The sequence below is a fragment of the Citrobacter sp. Cpo147 genome, assembly GCF_030332405.1.
In the GTDB taxonomy this organism is placed as follows: domain Bacteria; phylum Pseudomonadota; class Gammaproteobacteria; order Enterobacterales; family Enterobacteriaceae; genus Citrobacter; species Citrobacter portucalensis.
Genome location: NZ_JAOWHX010000029.1, coordinates 144,375 through 160,247 on the forward strand (window position 1 = coordinate 144,375; position 15,873 = coordinate 160,247).

At 52.4% G+C, this 15,873-nt stretch carries 17 protein-coding genes; 8 read left to right on the plus strand and 9 right to left on the minus strand.

The window, feature by feature from the left end:
• The first annotated feature begins 6 nt into the window (after positions 1-6).
• The 7 genes from tdcC to OGY06_RS01745 all read left to right on the plus strand — a co-directional run bounded on the left by tdcC (position 7) and on the right by OGY06_RS01745 (position 10,339).
• Positions 7-1,338, plus strand: a complete 1,332-nt coding sequence (gene tdcC, locus OGY06_RS01715) for a threonine/serine transporter TdcC (protein WP_003828591.1) — start codon at positions 7-9, stop codon at positions 1,336-1,338.
• 31 nt (positions 1,339-1,369) lie between these two features.
• Complete coding sequence (gene tdcD, locus OGY06_RS01720; RefSeq protein WP_003828589.1) at positions 1,370-2,578, plus strand: propionate kinase; 1,209 nt, start codon at positions 1,370-1,372, stop codon at positions 2,576-2,578.
• 28 nt (positions 2,579-2,606) lie between these two features.
• A complete protein-coding gene (gene pflB / locus OGY06_RS01725) occupies positions 2,607-4,901 on the plus strand; it encodes a formate C-acetyltransferase (protein ID WP_043017750.1) in 2,295 nt (764 codons plus the stop codon).
• A 13-nt stretch (positions 4,902-4,914) separates the two neighbouring features.
• A complete protein-coding gene (locus OGY06_RS01730) occupies positions 4,915-5,310 on the plus strand; it encodes an enamine/imine deaminase (protein WP_003828585.1) in 396 nt (131 codons plus the stop codon).
• A gap of 87 nt (positions 5,311-5,397) precedes the next feature.
• The gene (gene tdcG / locus OGY06_RS01735; protein ID WP_286604513.1) at positions 5,398-6,762 is read left to right on the plus strand and encodes an L-serine ammonia-lyase; all 1,365 of its coding nucleotides are present in this window, start codon (positions 5,398-5,400) and stop codon (positions 6,760-6,762) included.
• 910 nt (positions 6,763-7,672) lie between these two features.
• The gene (locus OGY06_RS01740) at positions 7,673-9,004 is read left to right on the plus strand and encodes an SLC5/6 family protein (protein ID WP_003828582.1); all 1,332 of its coding nucleotides are present in this window, start codon (positions 7,673-7,675) and stop codon (positions 9,002-9,004) included.
• 24 nt (positions 9,005-9,028) lie between these two features.
• On the plus strand, positions 9,029-10,339 hold the full coding sequence (locus OGY06_RS01745) for an L-cysteine desulfidase family protein (protein WP_063941816.1): 1,311 nt from the start codon (positions 9,029-9,031) through the stop codon (positions 10,337-10,339).
• A 54-nt stretch (positions 10,340-10,393) separates the two neighbouring features.
• On the opposite strand, the gene OGY06_RS01750 is transcribed toward OGY06_RS01745, so the two are convergent.
• Together OGY06_RS01750 and OGY06_RS01755 are read right to left on the minus strand one after the other, a co-directional pair.
• Entirely contained in the window at positions 10,394-10,543 is a 150-nt protein-coding gene (locus tag OGY06_RS01750; RefSeq protein WP_003828578.1) for a protein YhaL, read from the minus strand.
• 26 nt (positions 10,544-10,569) lie between these two features.
• Positions 10,570-11,271, minus strand: coding sequence for a pirin family protein (locus OGY06_RS01755; protein WP_003024860.1), 702 nt, complete (start codon positions 11,269-11,271; stop codon positions 10,570-10,572).
• Between the two features lie 104 nt (positions 11,272-11,375).
• On the opposite strand from OGY06_RS01755, the gene yhaJ reads away from it, so the two are divergent.
• Positions 11,376-12,272, plus strand: coding sequence for a DNA-binding transcriptional regulator YhaJ (gene yhaJ, locus OGY06_RS01760; protein WP_003024855.1), 897 nt, complete (start codon positions 11,376-11,378; stop codon positions 12,270-12,272).
• 64 nt (positions 12,273-12,336) lie between these two features.
• Here yhaJ and OGY06_RS01765 read toward each other — a convergent pair whose 3' ends face one another.
• The 7 genes from OGY06_RS01765 to OGY06_RS01795 all read right to left on the minus strand — a co-directional run bounded on the left by OGY06_RS01765 (position 12,337) and on the right by OGY06_RS01795 (position 15,856).
• The gene (locus tag OGY06_RS01765) at positions 12,337-12,702 is read right to left on the minus strand and encodes a DUF805 domain-containing protein (protein WP_003828575.1); all 366 of its coding nucleotides are present in this window, start codon (positions 12,700-12,702) and stop codon (positions 12,337-12,339) included.
• A 125-nt stretch (positions 12,703-12,827) separates the two neighbouring features.
• Entirely contained in the window at positions 12,828-13,814 is a 987-nt protein-coding gene (gene yqjG, locus OGY06_RS01770; RefSeq protein WP_008785878.1) for a glutathionyl-hydroquinone reductase YqjG, read from the minus strand.
• Positions 13,815-13,885: 71 nt separating this feature from the next.
• Positions 13,886-14,278, minus strand: coding sequence for a DoxX family protein (locus OGY06_RS01775; protein ID WP_003024847.1), 393 nt, complete (start codon positions 14,276-14,278; stop codon positions 13,886-13,888).
• 173 nt (positions 14,279-14,451) lie between these two features.
• Complete coding sequence (locus OGY06_RS01780; RefSeq protein ID WP_003828569.1) at positions 14,452-14,751, minus strand: YqjK-like family protein; 300 nt, start codon at positions 14,749-14,751, stop codon at positions 14,452-14,454.
• Entirely contained in the window at positions 14,751-15,146 is a 396-nt protein-coding gene (locus OGY06_RS01785) for a phage holin family protein (protein ID WP_003828567.1), read from the minus strand. Before OGY06_RS01785 ends, OGY06_RS01780 begins: the two co-directional genes overlap by 1 nt.
• Positions 15,147-15,148: 2 nt before the next feature.
• Complete coding sequence (locus OGY06_RS01790) at positions 15,149-15,454, minus strand: ElaB/YgaM/YqjD family protein (RefSeq protein WP_003024832.1); 306 nt, start codon at positions 15,452-15,454, stop codon at positions 15,149-15,151.
• A gap of 33 nt (positions 15,455-15,487) precedes the next feature.
• Positions 15,488-15,856 carry a DUF1090 domain-containing protein gene (locus tag OGY06_RS01795; RefSeq protein WP_032934183.1) on the minus strand — a complete coding sequence of 123 codons (369 nt, stop codon included), beginning with the start codon at positions 15,854-15,856 and terminating at the stop codon, positions 15,488-15,490.
• Positions 15,857-15,873 lie beyond the last annotated feature (17 nt).

Consider the following 15,873-nt stretch of genomic DNA (forward strand, 5'->3'; position numbering starts at 1 on the left):
TAGGATATGAGTACTACTGATAGCATTGTATCCAGCCAGACAAAACAGTCGTCCTGGCGCAAATCGGACACCACCTGGACACTGGGTTTATTTGGTACAGCCATCGGCGCTGGGGTGCTGTTCTTCCCTATCCGCGCAGGTTTTGGCGGACTGATCCCCATTCTGATCATGCTGGTGCTAGCATACCCCATCGCCTTCTATTGCCACCGTGCGCTGGCACGCCTGTGTCTTTCCGGTTCTAACCCTTCCGGCAACATCACAGAAACGGTTGAAGAGCATTTTGGTAAAACGGGTGGCGTGGTTATCACGTTCCTCTACTTCTTTGCGATTTGTCCGCTGCTGTGGATTTATGGCGTCACCATTACCAACACCTTTATGACCTTCTGGGAAAACCAGCTGCAGATGCCAGCGTTAAACCGTGGCTTCGTGGCACTCTTCCTGCTGCTGTTGATGGCATTCGTCATCTGGTTTGGTAAAGATCTGATGGTTAAAGTGATGAGCTACCTGGTATGGCCGTTCATTGCCAGCCTGGTGCTTATTTCTCTGTCCCTGATCCCATACTGGAACTCTGCGGTTATCGATCAGGTTGATCTCAGCAATATCGCACTGACCGGCCATGACGGTATCCTGGTTACCGTGTGGCTGGGTATTTCCATCATGGTGTTCTCTTTCAACTTCTCACCGATTGTTTCTTCCTTCGTGGTCTCCAAACGTGAAGAGTATGAGAAAGATTTTGGTCGCGAGTTCACCGAGCAGAAGTGTTCTAAAATCATCTCTCGCGCCAGTATGCTGATGGTTGCCGTGGTTATGTTCTTCGCCTTTAGCTGCCTGTTCACGCTGTCTCCGGCAAACATGGCGGATGCGAAAGCACAGAACATTCCAGTACTGTCTTACCTGGCAAACCACTTCGCTTCACTGTCCGGTACGAAGTCCACCTTCGCGACCGTTCTGGAGTACGGTGCTTCAATCATCGCCCTGGTTGCTATCTTCAAATCTTTCTTCGGCCACTATCTGGGCACGCTGGAAGGTCTGAACGGTCTGGTGCTGAAGTTTGGTTATAAAGGCGATAAAACGAAAGTTTCTGCCGGCAAACTTAATACCATCAGCATGATCTTCATCATGGGCTCCACCTGGGTTGTGGCTTACGCCAACCCGAACATCCTGGACCTGATTGAAGCAATGGGCGCGCCGATTATTGCCTCTCTGCTCTGCCTGCTGCCGATGTATGCCATCCGTAAAGCGCCATCACTGGCGAAATACCGTGGCCGTCTGGATAACGTGTTTGTTACCGTGATTGGTCTGCTGACCATCCTGAACATCGTCTACAAACTGTTTTAATCCTTAAGCTCAGGATGAGCGGAGTAGTGAAATGAATGAGTTTCCGGTAGTACTGGTTATTAACTGTGGTTCGTCTTCCATTAAATTCTCAGTGTTGGATGCAGCAAACTGTGAAGTTTTAATGGCGGGAATTGCAGACGGTATTAACTCTGAAAATGCGTTCATAGCAATTAATGGAGGAGAGCCAGCTAAGCTGGCTCACCACAGCTACGAAGACGCATTAAAAGCAATTGCCGTTGAACTGGAGAAACGTAATTTAATGGACAGCGTGGCCTTAATTGGCCACCGCATTGCCCACGGCGGAAATATCTTTACCGAATCAGCAATTATTACTGACGAAGTTATCGATAATATTCGCCGGGTATCACCATTAGCACCGCTACATAATTATGCGAACCTGAGTGGGATCGAATCCGCTCAGCACCTTTTCCCGGGTGTGCAGCAGGTTGCGGTATTTGATACCAGCTTCCACCAGACGATGGCTCCTGAGGCCTATCTGTACGGTTTACCGTGGAAATATTTTGAGGAGTTGGGCGTTCGTCGTTATGGCTTCCACGGCACGTCGCATCGCTATGTTTCTCAGCGAGCGCATGAGCTTCTCGACCTGCAGAGTGATGACTCCGGTCTGGTTGTGGCGCACCTGGGCAACGGCGCGTCAATCTGTGCGGTACGTAATGGACAGAGCGTTGATACCTCAATGGGCATGACGCCGCTGGAAGGGCTGATGATGGGCACACGCAGCGGCGACGTCGATTTCGGCGCCATGGCGTGGATTGCCAGCGAAACCAACCAGACGCTGAGCGACCTTGAGCGCGTAGTGAATAAAGAGTCCGGTTTACTGGGTATTTCCGGTTTGTCCTCTGACTTACGTACGTTAGAAAAAGCCTGGCACGAGGGACATGAGCGTGCGCAGCTGGCGATTAAAACGTTTGTGCATCGTATTTCACGCCATATCGCCGGACATGCCGCATCGCTGCATCGTCTTGATGGGATTATTTTCACCGGTGGAATAGGTGAGAACTCGGTATTAATTCGTCGTCTGGTTATTGAACACCTTGCCGTTTTAGGTGTGAATATCGACAGCGAGATGAATAGCCTGCCAAATTCCCATGGCGAAAGAATTATCTCTAATAAAGATGCTCGTGTTATTTGTGCGGTAATTCCCACAAATGAAGAGAAAATGATTGCACGTGATGCCATTGCCTTAGGCAAAATTAATACACCAGTAGAATTTGCATAATTAATTTTCAGCAGAGAGATTATTTTTCATGAAGGTAAATATCGATACCAGCGATATGCTGTATGCCGAGGCCTGGAATGGCTTTAAAGGTACGGACTGGAAAGAAGAAATTAATGTCCGTGATTTTATTCAGCACAACTATACGCCTTATGAAGGGGATGAATCTTTCCTCGCCGAAGCAACGCCTGCGACCACTGCATTGTGGGAAAAAGTTATGGCGGGCATCCGTATTGAAAACTCGACGCACGCGCCGGTTGATTTCGATACCAATATTGCTACCACGATAACCGCGCATGATGCGGGTTATATTGAACAAGAACTGGAAAAAATCGTCGGTCTGCAAACGGATAAGCCGCTCAAGCGCGCTCTGCATCCTTTTGGCGGCATCAACATGATCAAAAGCTCTTTTGATGCTTATGGTCGTGAGATGGATGCTGATTTTGAATACCAGTTTACTGAACTGCGTAAAACCCATAACCAGGGCGTATTCGACGCCTACTCTCCGGATATGCTGCGCTGCCGTAAATCCGGGGTGCTGACCGGCCTGCCGGATGGTTACGGTCGTGGTCGTATCATCGGTGACTATCGCCGCGTCGCGCTGTACGGTATCCGCTATCTGGTTCGTGAGCGTGAACTGCAGTTTGCCGATCTCCAGTCGAACCTGGAGTGGGGCCAGAATCTTGAAGCCACGATTCGTCTGCGCGAAGAGCTGTCTGAACACCGTCGCGCCCTGCTGCAAATGCAGGAAATGGCGGCGAAATACGGCTGCGATATCTCCCGTCCGGCGCGTAATGCGCAGGAAGCGGTGCAGTGGGTGTACTTTGCTTACCTGGCTGCGGTGAAATCTCAGAACGGTGGCGCTATGTCGCTGGGCCGTACCGCATCGTTCCTCGACATCTACATTGAGCGCGATTTCAAAGCGGGAATTTTAAACGAGCAGCAGGCGCAGGAGCTGATCGACCACTTCATTATGAAGATCCGTATGGTGCGCTTCCTGCGTACGCCGGAATTCGACACCTTGTTCTCAGGCGACCCTATCTGGGCGACCGAAGTTATCGGCGGTATGGGGTTGGATGGCCGCACGCTGGTGACGAAAAACTCGTTCCGCTATCTGCATACGCTGCACACCATGGGCCCGGCACCTGAGCCGAACCTGACGGTGCTTTGGTCTGAGCAGCTACCGATTGCCTTCAAAAAGTACGCCGCCCAGGTGTCTATCATCACTTCGTCTTTGCAGTATGAAAACGACGATTTGATGCGTGCCGACTTTGACAGCGATGACTATGCCATTGCCTGCTGCGTCAGCCCGATGGTTATCGGCAAGCAAATGCAGTTCTTCGGGGCGCGTGCCAACCTCGCCAAAACGTTGCTGTATGCAATCAACGGCGGCGTGGATGAGAAGCTGAAAATCCAGGTCGGGCCGAAAACGGCACCGCTGATGGATGACGTGTTGGACTACGACACGGTGATGGAGAGCCTGGACCACTTTATGGACTGGCTGGCGGTGCAGTACATCAGCGCGCTGAACATCATCCACTATATGCACGACAAGTACAGCTACGAAGCTTCGCTGATGGCGCTGCACGATCGTGATGTCTATCGCACGATGGCCTGTGGTATGGCGGGTCTGTCCGTGGCGGCGGATTCTCTGTCGGCTATCAAATACGCTCGCGTGAAACCGATTCGCGATGAAAATGGTCTGGCGGTTGATTTCGAAATCGAAGGCGACTATCCGCAATACGGTAACAACGACGAGCGCGTAGACAGCATTGCCTGCGACCTGGTCGAACGCTTTATGAAGAAAATTAAGGTGTTGCCAACCTACCGTAACGCGGTGCCGACGCAGTCCATTCTGACCATTACCTCCAACGTGGTGTACGGACAGAAAACCGGTAACACGCCGGATGGACGTCGCGCAGGTACGCCGTTTGCGCCAGGGGCGAACCCGATGCACGGCCGCGATCGCAAAGGTGCGGTAGCGTCGTTAACCTCGGTTGCCAAACTGCCGTTCACCTATGCCAAAGACGGTATCTCGTACACCTTCTCCATTGTGCCGGCAGCGCTGGGCAAAGAGGATGGAGTGCGTAAAACCAACCTGGTCGGTCTGCTGGACGGTTACTTCCACCATGAAGCACATGTGGAAGGTGGTCAGCATCTGAACGTTAACGTTATGAACCGTGAAATGTTGATGGATGCCATTGAGCACCCGGAAAACTATCCGAACCTGACGATCCGCGTGTCTGGCTATGCGGTGCGCTTCAACGCGCTGACCCGCGAACAGCAGCAGGATGTTATTTCACGTACTTTCACCCAGGCGCTTTGACGCTGGAGGGGCTATGAGAAAAGTAATTGCAACCGAATGTGCGCCAGGGGCGATTGGGCCTTACGTACAGGGTGTGGATCTGGGCAGCATGGTGTTGACGTCAGGTCAAATCCCGGTGTGTCCACAGACAGGTGAAGTGGCTGAAAACGTAGCCGATCAGGCGCGTCAAAGTCTGGAAAACGTGAAAGCGATCGTCGAGTCCGCAGGTTTGAAAGTAAGCGATATCGTGAAGACGACCGTTTTCGTTTCCGACCTGAACGACTTCGCCACCATTAACCAGGTGTACCAGCAGTTCTTTGATGAGCATAAGGCAATCTACCCCACGCGCAGCTGCGTGCAGGTCGCCCGCTTACCCAAGGATGTGAAGCTGGAGATTGAAGCCATCGCCGTACGTGGCGACACGCTGTAATCCCTTGCGGGGCGATCTCAGGATCGCCCCGATCCTTAATGAGTGTGAAACCTGGTCTTCACTGAACGGCAATCCGAGGGTGTGGATATGATTAGCGCATTCGATATTTTTAAGATTGGCATTGGACCTTCCAGCTCCCATACCGTGGGGCCAATGAACGCAGGTAAAAGCTTTATCGATCTGTTGGTCAGCAGCGGGGAACTTCCCAAAGCTACGCATATTGTGGTCGATCTTTATGGATCGCTTTCCCTGACCGGAAAAGGTCATGCGACAGATGTCGCCATCATGATGGGACTGGCCGGTAACAGTCCGCAAAACGTTAATATAGATTCTATCGCTGGTTTTACTCAGGAAGTGGCCCGTACCGGACGTTTACCGGTTGCAGAGGGCACGCATATTGTCGATTTCTCCCCAGACAAAAATATCCTCTTTCACGCCGAAACGCTACCGCGCCATGAAAATGGCATGCGTATCACCGCATGGAACGACACCGAGACGCTATTAAGCAAAACCTATTACTCCGTCGGCGGTGGTTTTATCGTTGAAGAGGAGCAATTTGGTCAGGCGCATGATGTTGAAGCACACGTGCCCTACAATTTTCATTCCGCCAGCGAACTGCTGAAATTGTGCGTGCGCAACGGGCTATCCGTTTCCGGCCTGATGATGCAGAACGAACTGGCGATGCGTAGCAAAGAAGAAATCGATGCTGGTTTTGCCGCCATCTGGGACGTCATGCACGCCGGAATCGAGCGCGGCATGAATACCGAAGGCGTCCTGCCGGGTCCATTGAACGTCCCGCGCCGCGCCGTGGCATTACGCCGGTTGCTGGTTTCCAGCGATAATCTGTCCAGCGACCCGATGAACGTTATCGACTGGATCAACATGTTCGCGCTGGCCGTGAGCGAAGAAAACGCCGCCGGATGCCGGGTTGTGACGGCACCGACCAACGGCGCATGTGGAATTATCCCTGCGGTCCTGGCCTATTACGACAAGTTCCGCCGTCCGGTGAATGCAAACTCCATTGCCCGCTACTTGCTGGCCGCGGGGGCGATAGGGGCGCTGTATAAGATGAACGCCTCTATTTCTGGTGCTGAAGTCGGCTGCCAGGGTGAAATTGGCGTAGCCTGTTCAATGGCGGCTGCCGGGCTGACCGAGTTGCTCGGCGGTAGCCCGTCGCAGGTTTGTATTGCGGCGGAAATCGCCATGGAGCATAACCTGGGGCTGACCTGCGATCCGGTTGCTGGACAGGTGCAAATACCGTGTATTGAACGCAATGCGATCAACGCGGTAAAAGCCGTCAATGCCGCGCGTATGGCGTTGCGTCGCACATCTGAGCCACGCGTTTCGCTCGATAAAGTGATCGAGACCATGTATGAAACGGGCAAAGATATGAACGACAAATACCGCGAAACGTCGCGCGGTGGCCTGGCGATTAAAGTGGTTTGTACCTGAGATGAAAAGGTGCGTTTGTAGGCCGGATAAGGCGTAAGCGCCGCCATCCGGCAATGAATCCATCAATTTGGCATGATAGAAAAGGTGCACTTTAGTGTAATTTCGCTCAGTTAAGCATGTATGGAGAACATGTGATTCTTACTCAGGGTTCCGTTCACCTCAGTGGTTTCATTTCTATTAAACGCAGTTACCCGTGAACGGGCAAGGGAGGCTCACCGCCTCCTCCCTTGCAACCCAAGCTCCCGGCGGGAAAATCGTCGCTACGCGATTATTCGCCCCATCCCTGGGGCTCACCCCTTCGGGGCCATCGCAAGCGCTGTTCAAAATTGCTCCCGGCAATTTTGTCATTCGTCTTATGCCGTCAGCCGTCAACGCCTCATCGATTTTCAGTCGGACATGGGTCATCGCTTCATCGCTCCCGGCCCGAAAGCCTGAAGGAATAAGCGGAAGGAACCACGAAGTGGCAATTTTCCGTGCCGGGAGCCGGGATTGTAAAGGACGTGGCGGAGAACGCCCTTTACACGTTCACGGGAATCGATGTTTCAGAGAAACAATGAACATGAGGTGAACGGAACCCTTTCTCTGAGAGCGCATATTCATCACTTCTACCCACACAGGCGATACTTTCTAAAACTGAGGCGTTAACCCATCAGTATTACGCTTTAGTGAACCTTTTTTTGTTGTGATCTGCTTCAAAAACAGAAATTTAATACATTTAATGTTATTAAAAGAGAAATTATTTCTTAACTTTTAGAAATTACAGGGGTTTGTTTGTGAAGTTTTTCTCTGATCCTGCGCGTATGATTTCTTCATTACTCCAATAGCTCACCTGCACCTAAGTACTGCGTATCGCATTGATGCAGTACGAAAAAAATATAAAAACCTCTACCTACAAATTGAGCGGAAAATTATGGAAACGGCAACGAATAGTAGCGTAATACTCGACGCATCTGCTCCGGCACGTCGGGCGGGAATGACCGAAAGCGAATGGCGCGAAGCTATTAAATTCGACAGCACGGATACCGGCTGGGTCATTATGAGTATCGGTATGGCAATTGGCGCGGGGATTGTTTTTCTTCCTGTCCAGGTAGGATTGATGGGGCTGTGGGTGTTCTTGCTCTCCTCTATCATCGGTTACCCAGCCATGTACCTGTTCCAGCGCCTGTTTATCAACACGCTGGCTGAGTCCCCAGAGTGTAAAGACTACCCGAGCGTGATCAGCGGCTATCTGGGTAAGAACTGGGGCATCCTGTTAGGTGCGTTGTATTTTGTGATGCTGGTTATCTGGATGTTCGTTTATTCCACCGCCATCACCAATGACAGCGCCTCTTATCTGCACACGTTTGGCGTGACGGAAGGTTTACTGTCCGACAGCCCGTTCTATGGCCTGGTACTGATTTGCATCCTGGTGGCTATCTCGTCACGCGGGGAACAAATGCTGTTTAAAATCTCCACCGGTATGGTACTGACCAAGCTGCTGGTTGTGGCAGCACTTGGCGTGTCGATGGTAGGGATGTGGCATCTGCATAACGCAGGTTCACTGCCGCCGATGGCGCTGCTGATCAAAAATGCGATCATCACTCTGCCGTTTACGCTGACCTCGATTCTGTTTATTCAGACCTTAAGCCCGATGGTTATCTCATACCGTTCACGCAACAAATCCATCGAAGTGGCGCGCCATAAAGCTCTGCGTGCCATGAACATCGCGTTCGGTATTCTGTTTGTTACCGTCTTTTTCTACGCCGTTTCCTTCACATTGGCGATGGGCCACGACGAAGCGGTTAAAGCTTATGAGCAGAACATTTCCGCTCTGGCGATTGCCGCGCAATTTATCAATGGTGCGGGTGCTGGCTGGGTGAAAATCGTCAGCGTTATTCTGAACATTTTCGCCGTTATGACCGCTTTCTTCGGCGTCTACTTAGGTTTCCGTGAAGCGACTCAAGGGATCGTGATGAACATTCTGCGCCGCTATATGCCGGCTGAGAAAATCAACGAAACCTTTGTTCAGCGCGGCATTATGATTTTTGCCATCCTGCTGGCCTGGAGCGCAATTGTGCTCAACGCGCCGGTACTGAGCTTCACCTCTATTTGTAGCCCTATCTTCGGCATGGTGGGTTGTCTGATCCCGGCCTGGCTGGTCTACAAAGTTCCTGCACTGCACAAATACAAAGGCGCTTCCCTGTATCTGATTATTTTCACGGGCCTGTTGCTGTGCGTTTCTCCGTTCCTGGCATTTTCCTGAGATATTTGAGCAAAGGTTGTTGTTATGTTTGAGACTACATTGAATCCATTATGGGATAGTTTTATCCGCGCAGTGCAGGAAGAAGTTAAGCCTGCGTTGGGCTGTACAGAACCTATCTCTCTGGCTCTGGCGGCGGCGGTTGCCTCCTCTGAGCTGGACGGCGCGGTTGAACGCATTGACGCGTGGGTCTCACCGAACCTGATGAAAAACGGCATGGGCGTTACCGTGCCGGGTACCGGAATGGTCGGGTTACCTGTCGCGGCGGCGCTGGGTGCGCTGGGGGGAAATGCCCGTGCCGGTTTAGAGGTACTGAAAGATGCGTCGCCACAAGCGATCGCCGATGCGAAAGCGATGCTGAGCGCTGGCAAGGTTGCGGTGATGCTGCAGGAGCCTTGCGAGGATATCCTCTTTTCCCGCGCGAAGGTTTACAGCGCTGAAGGATGGGCGTGCGTGACGATTGTGGGCGGTCATACCAACATAGTTCACATTGAGAGCAACAAAGGCGTGGTGTTCACCACAGAACAGAATGCTCAGGAAGAGGAACAGGAGTCGCCGCTGGCGGTGTTGTCTCACACCTCGCTGGAAGAGATTCTGGCGTTCGTGAACGCGGTACCGTTTGAGTCGATCCGCTTTATCCTCGATGCGGCAAAACTGAACGGTGCGCTGTCTCAGGAAGGACTGCGCGGTAACTGGGGATTGCACATCGGAACCACGCTTGAGAAGCAGTGTGCGCGTGGCCTGCTGGCGAACGATCTCTCCACCTCTATTCTAATCCGCACCAGTGCGGCATCGGATGCGCGAATGGGCGGGGCGACTCTGCCGGCCATGAGCAACTCCGGCTCCGGTAATCAGGGCATTACCGCGACTGTTCCAGTGATGGTGGTGGCCGAGCACTTTGGCGCGGATGAGGAGAAACTGGCGCGTGCGCTAATGTTGTCTCATCTGAGCGCTATCTACATCCATCATCAACTTCCGCGTTTGTCTGCACTGTGTGCAGCAACCACGGCGGCGATGGGGGCAGCAGCGGGGATGGCATGGATCGTAGATGGTCGCTACAACACCATCGCGATGGCGATCAGCAGCATGATTGGCGACGTGAGCGGAATGATATGCGATGGCGCTTCAAACAGCTGCGCGATGAAAGTCTCAACCAGTGCTTCCGCGGCGTGGAAAGCGGTGCTGATGGCGCTGGATGATACTGCTGTAACCGGCAACGAAGGGATTGTGGCGCATAACGTGGAACAATCTATCGCTAACCTGTGTGCGCTGGCGTGTCGTTCAATGCAGGAAACCGACAAGCAGATTATTGAGATCATGGCCAGTAAGGCACATTAATCTATAGGCCGGGTAAGGCGTTGCCGCCACCCGGCATAAGTCTAAGCCGCCTGTTCAGGCGGCTTCTTCGTCTTCCAGCCGTAGTTCGGCATCGGCCACAATCGCTTCCAGCTCTGTCAGCATTTCTTCATAGCCGAAGGTAACTGTTTCCTGTTTTTTCGGCTCAACCTGAGGCTGGCGTTTTTTTGATGATTTCTTGCTCAATAGTCGTACTCCATTGTTTTCCCTGACTATACGGGCAAATCTATCAGCAAAGCGCGCAGCGGGGTATCGGCGACTAACGTTATGTTAGTTTCGTCACGAATAAATGCCCCATCGCCACAGGTGAGTGCTTCTTTTTCGGCGCCAGACGTCACCGCATGGAATCTGCCGTGAATCGACTGTAAATAAGCACGTGGCCCATGTAACTGAAAACTCAACGATTCACCTTGCTGCAGCTCAACGTGGTGCACCCATACCTGTTGGCGCAGATGCAGGCTGCCTTGTTCACCGTCCGGCGAGGCCAGCAACTGATGCTTACCGGTGCCCAGCGTGGCTTTCTGTACACAGGCGTTTTCACGCTGCGGGCAGGCGTCCAGCCAGAGCTGCATCCGGGTTAACGGTTTGTCTTTGCTGATATTGTGTTCGCTATAGCTAATCCCGGGCTGTGTCGCGAGCAGCAAAACTTCACCTGCTTTGGCCTTGATATGGTTGCCTTCGCTGTCTCGGTACTCCGCTTCCCCTTCGAGGATCAGATTGACGATATCCACCTTCGGATAGGTCCGTGGCTGGAAAGAGGCCCCCGGTGCCAGAACTTCCTGGTTCAGAACACGCAGCGAGGCATAACCCAGCAGTTTAGGATCAAAATAGTGTCCAAAGGAGAAGGTATAACGGGCCTGCAGCCAGCCGTAGTCTGCTTGCCCGCATTGTTTGGCTGTACGGGTAGTAATCATAGTTCTTGACCTCTCTTTACTTCCTTTTATGTTAAATGGCTAGACGCTGCATTGTTAGCCAGATATTCTGCCCGGTATGTTCAAATTTCCTGAATGAGAACGAGATGGCCAAAGAAAGGGCTTTAACGCTTGAAGCGTTACGCGTCATGGACGCAATAGACAGGCGCGGTAGTTTTGCTGCTGCGGCAGATGAACTGGGACGCGTTCCTTCCGCACTTAGCTATACCATGCAGAAGCTGGAGGAAGAGCTGGACGTGGTGCTGTTTGACCGTTCAGGCCACCGCACAAAATTCACTAACGTTGGGCGTATGCTGCTGGAGCGTGGGCGCGTACTGCTGGAAGCTGCGGATAAACTGACCACCGATGCCGAAGCATTGGCTCGCGGTTGGGAAACGCATCTGACCATCGTAACCGAAGCGCTGGTGCCGACGGCGGCGTTTTTCCCGCTGATCGACAGGCTTGCCGGGAAGGCCAATACCCAGCTTTCCGTTATTACCGAAGTTCTGGCCGGGGCGTGGGAGCGTCTTGAGCAGGGGCGGGCGGATATCGTGATTGCGCCGGATATGCATTTTCGCTCATCCTCAGAAATCAACTCGCGCAAGCTGTACTCGCTGATGAACGTCTATGTAGCGGCCCCGGATCATCCCATCCATCAGGAGCCGGAACCGTTATCGGAAGTCACCCGCGTTAAATACCGTGGGATCGCGGTGGCGGATACCGCCCGTGAACGTCCGGTGCTGACGGTTCAACTGCTGGATAAGCAGCCGCGTCTGACGGTGAGTACGATAGAAGATAAACGTCAGGCGCTGTTGGCCGGATTGGGCGTGGCGACGATGCCGTACCCGCTGGTGGAAGAGGATATTGCGGCTGGTCGGCTGCGGGTCGTTAGTCCGGAATCGACAAGCGAGATAGATATTATTATGGCCTGGCGTCGTGACAGCATGGGCGAGGCGAAATCCTGGTGTCTGCGGGAAATCCCCAAGCTGTTTGCGGGTAAATAGTCTGACTGTTCCGCCGGATGCGGTGCAATTGCACCTTATCCGGCCTACAAAAGGGTGTATGACGTCAGGATGGTTGTTTAGGGTCAGCGCCGAAGCGGTTGCTCCCTTGAGTCCCGTTTTGGCAGTTGAAAATGATGATCACCAGCCAGCCTACGATCGGGATCAGCAGCACCAGTAGCCACCAGGCTGAACGATCGGTGTCATGTAAACGCCGGAACTGTACCGCCCACCACGGAATAAAGACCAGAACCCCGTAAATCGTCGTTAATATGCCTTCTCCACCGGCGCGCTCCCAGCCAAACATTCTGTCCAGAATACCCAGCACGAACGTGAAGATGATGTTGACCAGCACAAACATCCAGTATTCTTTACGACGCGCGCGGCCACCAAAACCAAAGTAATTCTTTAATACGTTTAAATACCAATCCATTTTTGCCTCGTTCTGCATTCAATTACTTGTTTTTAAAGCAATCAAATTAAGAATAGCTGTGAATGAAATGATGGTAAATATTTGCGGTATTAATTATTTAGCCCCCAGATGGGGGCCAGTGTAAATCAGGCGAAACGCTCGTCACGCCCGTGGGGTTCGTTGAGGTCCTGCCACGGCCCAACAGAAATAATGCCGGTTGGGTTAATGGTTTTGTGGCTACGGAAGTAGTGATTGCGGATATGATCGAAATTGACGGTTTCCGCAATACCCGGCATCTGGTAGATATCACGCAGGAAACCGTACAGGTTCAGATAGTCGCTAATCCGGTGTTTGTCGCACTTGAAGTGGGTGACATACACGGGATCAAAGCGTACCAGCGTGGTCCACAGGCGAATGTCGGCCTCGGTTAACTGGTCGCCGGTCAGGTAACGATGTTGCCCAAGGATCTGCTCCAGTCGTGCCAGAGATTGAAAGACGTTATCCACGGCGTCGTCGTAGGCTTCCTGACTGGTGGCAAATCCGGCTTTATACACACCGTTATTAACGTTGTCATAAATCCAGCCGTTCAGCTCGTCGATTTTGCTTTGCAGGGCAGGGGGATAGTAATCTCCGGCTTTCGCGCCCAGCGCATCAAACGCGGTGTTAAACATGCGGATGATTTCTGCAGATTCGTTGCTGACAATAGTGTGGTTCTTTTTGTCCCACAGTACCGGAACGGTCACCCGACCGCTGTAGTGCGGATCGGCGTGTAAATAGAGCTGATAAAGAAATTCGTGCTGATACAGGGTATCGCCGGTTGCCGCCGGGAAGTTGTCGTCAAAGGTCCAGCCGTTTTCCAGCATCAGCGGATGCACAACAGAAACGGAAATAAACGGTTCCAGCCCTTTGAGTTTGCGCAAAATCAGCGTGCGATGCGCCCATGGACAGGCCAGAGAAACGTACAGATGATAGCGGTCTTTTTCGGCAGCAAAGCCACCTTCACCGGTTGGGCCAGGCGCGCCATCCGCGGTGAGCCAGTTACGGAAAGCCGATGCAGAACGTTGAAATTTTCCACCGGTTGATTTGGTATCGTACCAGGTGTCATGCCAGACGCCGTCAATCAGTTGTCCCATTTTATCGCCTCCTCAGATAGCAAAAGCGAGGAGATATCTCCTCGCTTTTTGATGTGTTCAGTATAGCTTGATTACCACTTTTTATTCAGTACGCGGTCAATACTAAATGCGCCTGGACCGGTGATAGCCAGCAACAGGAAACCGCCTGCGATGGTCAGGTTTTTCATGAACATCAGGGAGTTCACACCTTCCGCAAAGTTGCTGTGGAAGAGGAACGCTGTCAGCAATGTGAAGCCTGCGGTGAACAGCGCAGTTGTACGGGTCAGGAAACCGAACAGAATTGCCAGACCGCCACCAAACTCAAGCAGAATCACCAGCGGCAGCATAAATCCTGGGACGCCCATGGCTTCCATGTACTGTTGGGTACCCGCATATCCGGTGATTTTTCCCCAACCTGCGGTAATAAACAGGATTGGCATCAGAATGCGCGCTACCAGTACACCAACATCTTCTAATTTCTTCATCATACTCTCCAGGAAACCACTCAGGCGGCTTATTGTGTTTTTTTGTGCATCAACGCTGCAGAGCGCGTCGTTGCTGTCGATGGAGAGAATCATAAACGTGCTTAATGAGAATTGTTAGCAAGGAAAACTGTCAGTATTTTTCAAAAATTTTGAGGTTGGGGGTAAGTAAAGGATTAGCCGCGCAGTTGCTGCTGTCTGATGGTCGATTTCACCAGACGCCAGATACTCCAGACGCTAAAGCCGCGCTTAGCCCAGCGTACCAGCAGATTCGGGTTGCGGATGGTGCGAACCGCCATAATACTGCTCCCGACCAACACCCAGCCACGCAGGTTCAGTAGCGTCTTCCAGCCACGATCGTAGACCTCGGTGGCTTCCAGCCAGTCGCGGCGAGTCGCAGACAGATCCAGCCGTTGCTGCTGGATCTGTCCAAGCAGTTGCGCCTTACGCTTTTGACGTTCGACTTTGCTGCTCATTATGCATCATCCTCCAGGGCTTGCCTGTCATTAGCGAGTTCCTGGCGTGTATGGCGTAGCAGCGTTGTTTTACGTGCTTTACGCAGCGTCCATATCCCGCCAATCAGCGCTAACAGCAACAGCACAACGGTGGTGGCAATCATGGCGTTCAGGCGGTATTGAGGGTCAATGGCCCAGATGATAAGCACCATCAGGCTCATCAGGCCAAACGCCGCGAACAGCATAGTCAGCCCAAGCATCAGCAGGATCTGGATGAGATTGGCTTTTTCCTCTTCCAGCTCAACGACGGCCAGCCGCAGGCGTGTTTCTACGATCTCAACGAGAATCGTCAGGATCCGCTGTCCAATACCCAGTACGCCTTTGCCTGGACCTTGTGCGTGTTGAGAATCAGCCATTGTTAACGGCGCGACAGCAGTACACCAAGCACCACACCGACTGCAGCGCCAATGCCGACGCCTGTCCATGGGTTTTCGCGCACGTAGTTATCGGCTTTAGCCGCGGCCTCACGGGTCTGTTTGGCAATTACATCGCTGGTTTCACTCAGACGATGGCGGCTCTCGCGCAGCGCATGTTCGGCTTTGCTGCGAATTTTACTCATCTCTTCCTTCGACTTATCGCCAGAGGAGCTAAGTACTTCTTCAAGCGTATCCGCAAGAGATTTCAGCTCAGCGCGCAGGTTTTCCGTAGCATTATCTTTCGACATAGTTTTCTCCAGTTGAGTGGCTAGTTACCGTACTTAGTAATCGCGGGTCTCGAGTTCTTTTAGCTCTTGCTGAGCTTCAGCAAGCTTGTGTTCACGCTTTGCTACCTTCTCCGCATCGCCTTTTTGCTTAGCTTCGGCTAAGTCACGTTGACGCTCGGCAATCTCATTTTTCTGCTCGGCGATCTTTTTCTGATGGTTGGCGCGCAGTTTGCTGTCAGTACAGTTTGCTCTGACTTCGCTCAGCGCTTTGTTCAGCCCATTGATACGGCTCTGATTGTTGTGTTTTTCGGCATAGCTAATCTCCCGCTGAATGTCTTGTTCTTTTTCCTGACAGAGGGTGGTGGCGTAGCTGCCGGCACTGAGAGCGAAAAGGCTAATTGCCAAAGCGATGCGGTATTTCATTCTTGAACCTTCCATTG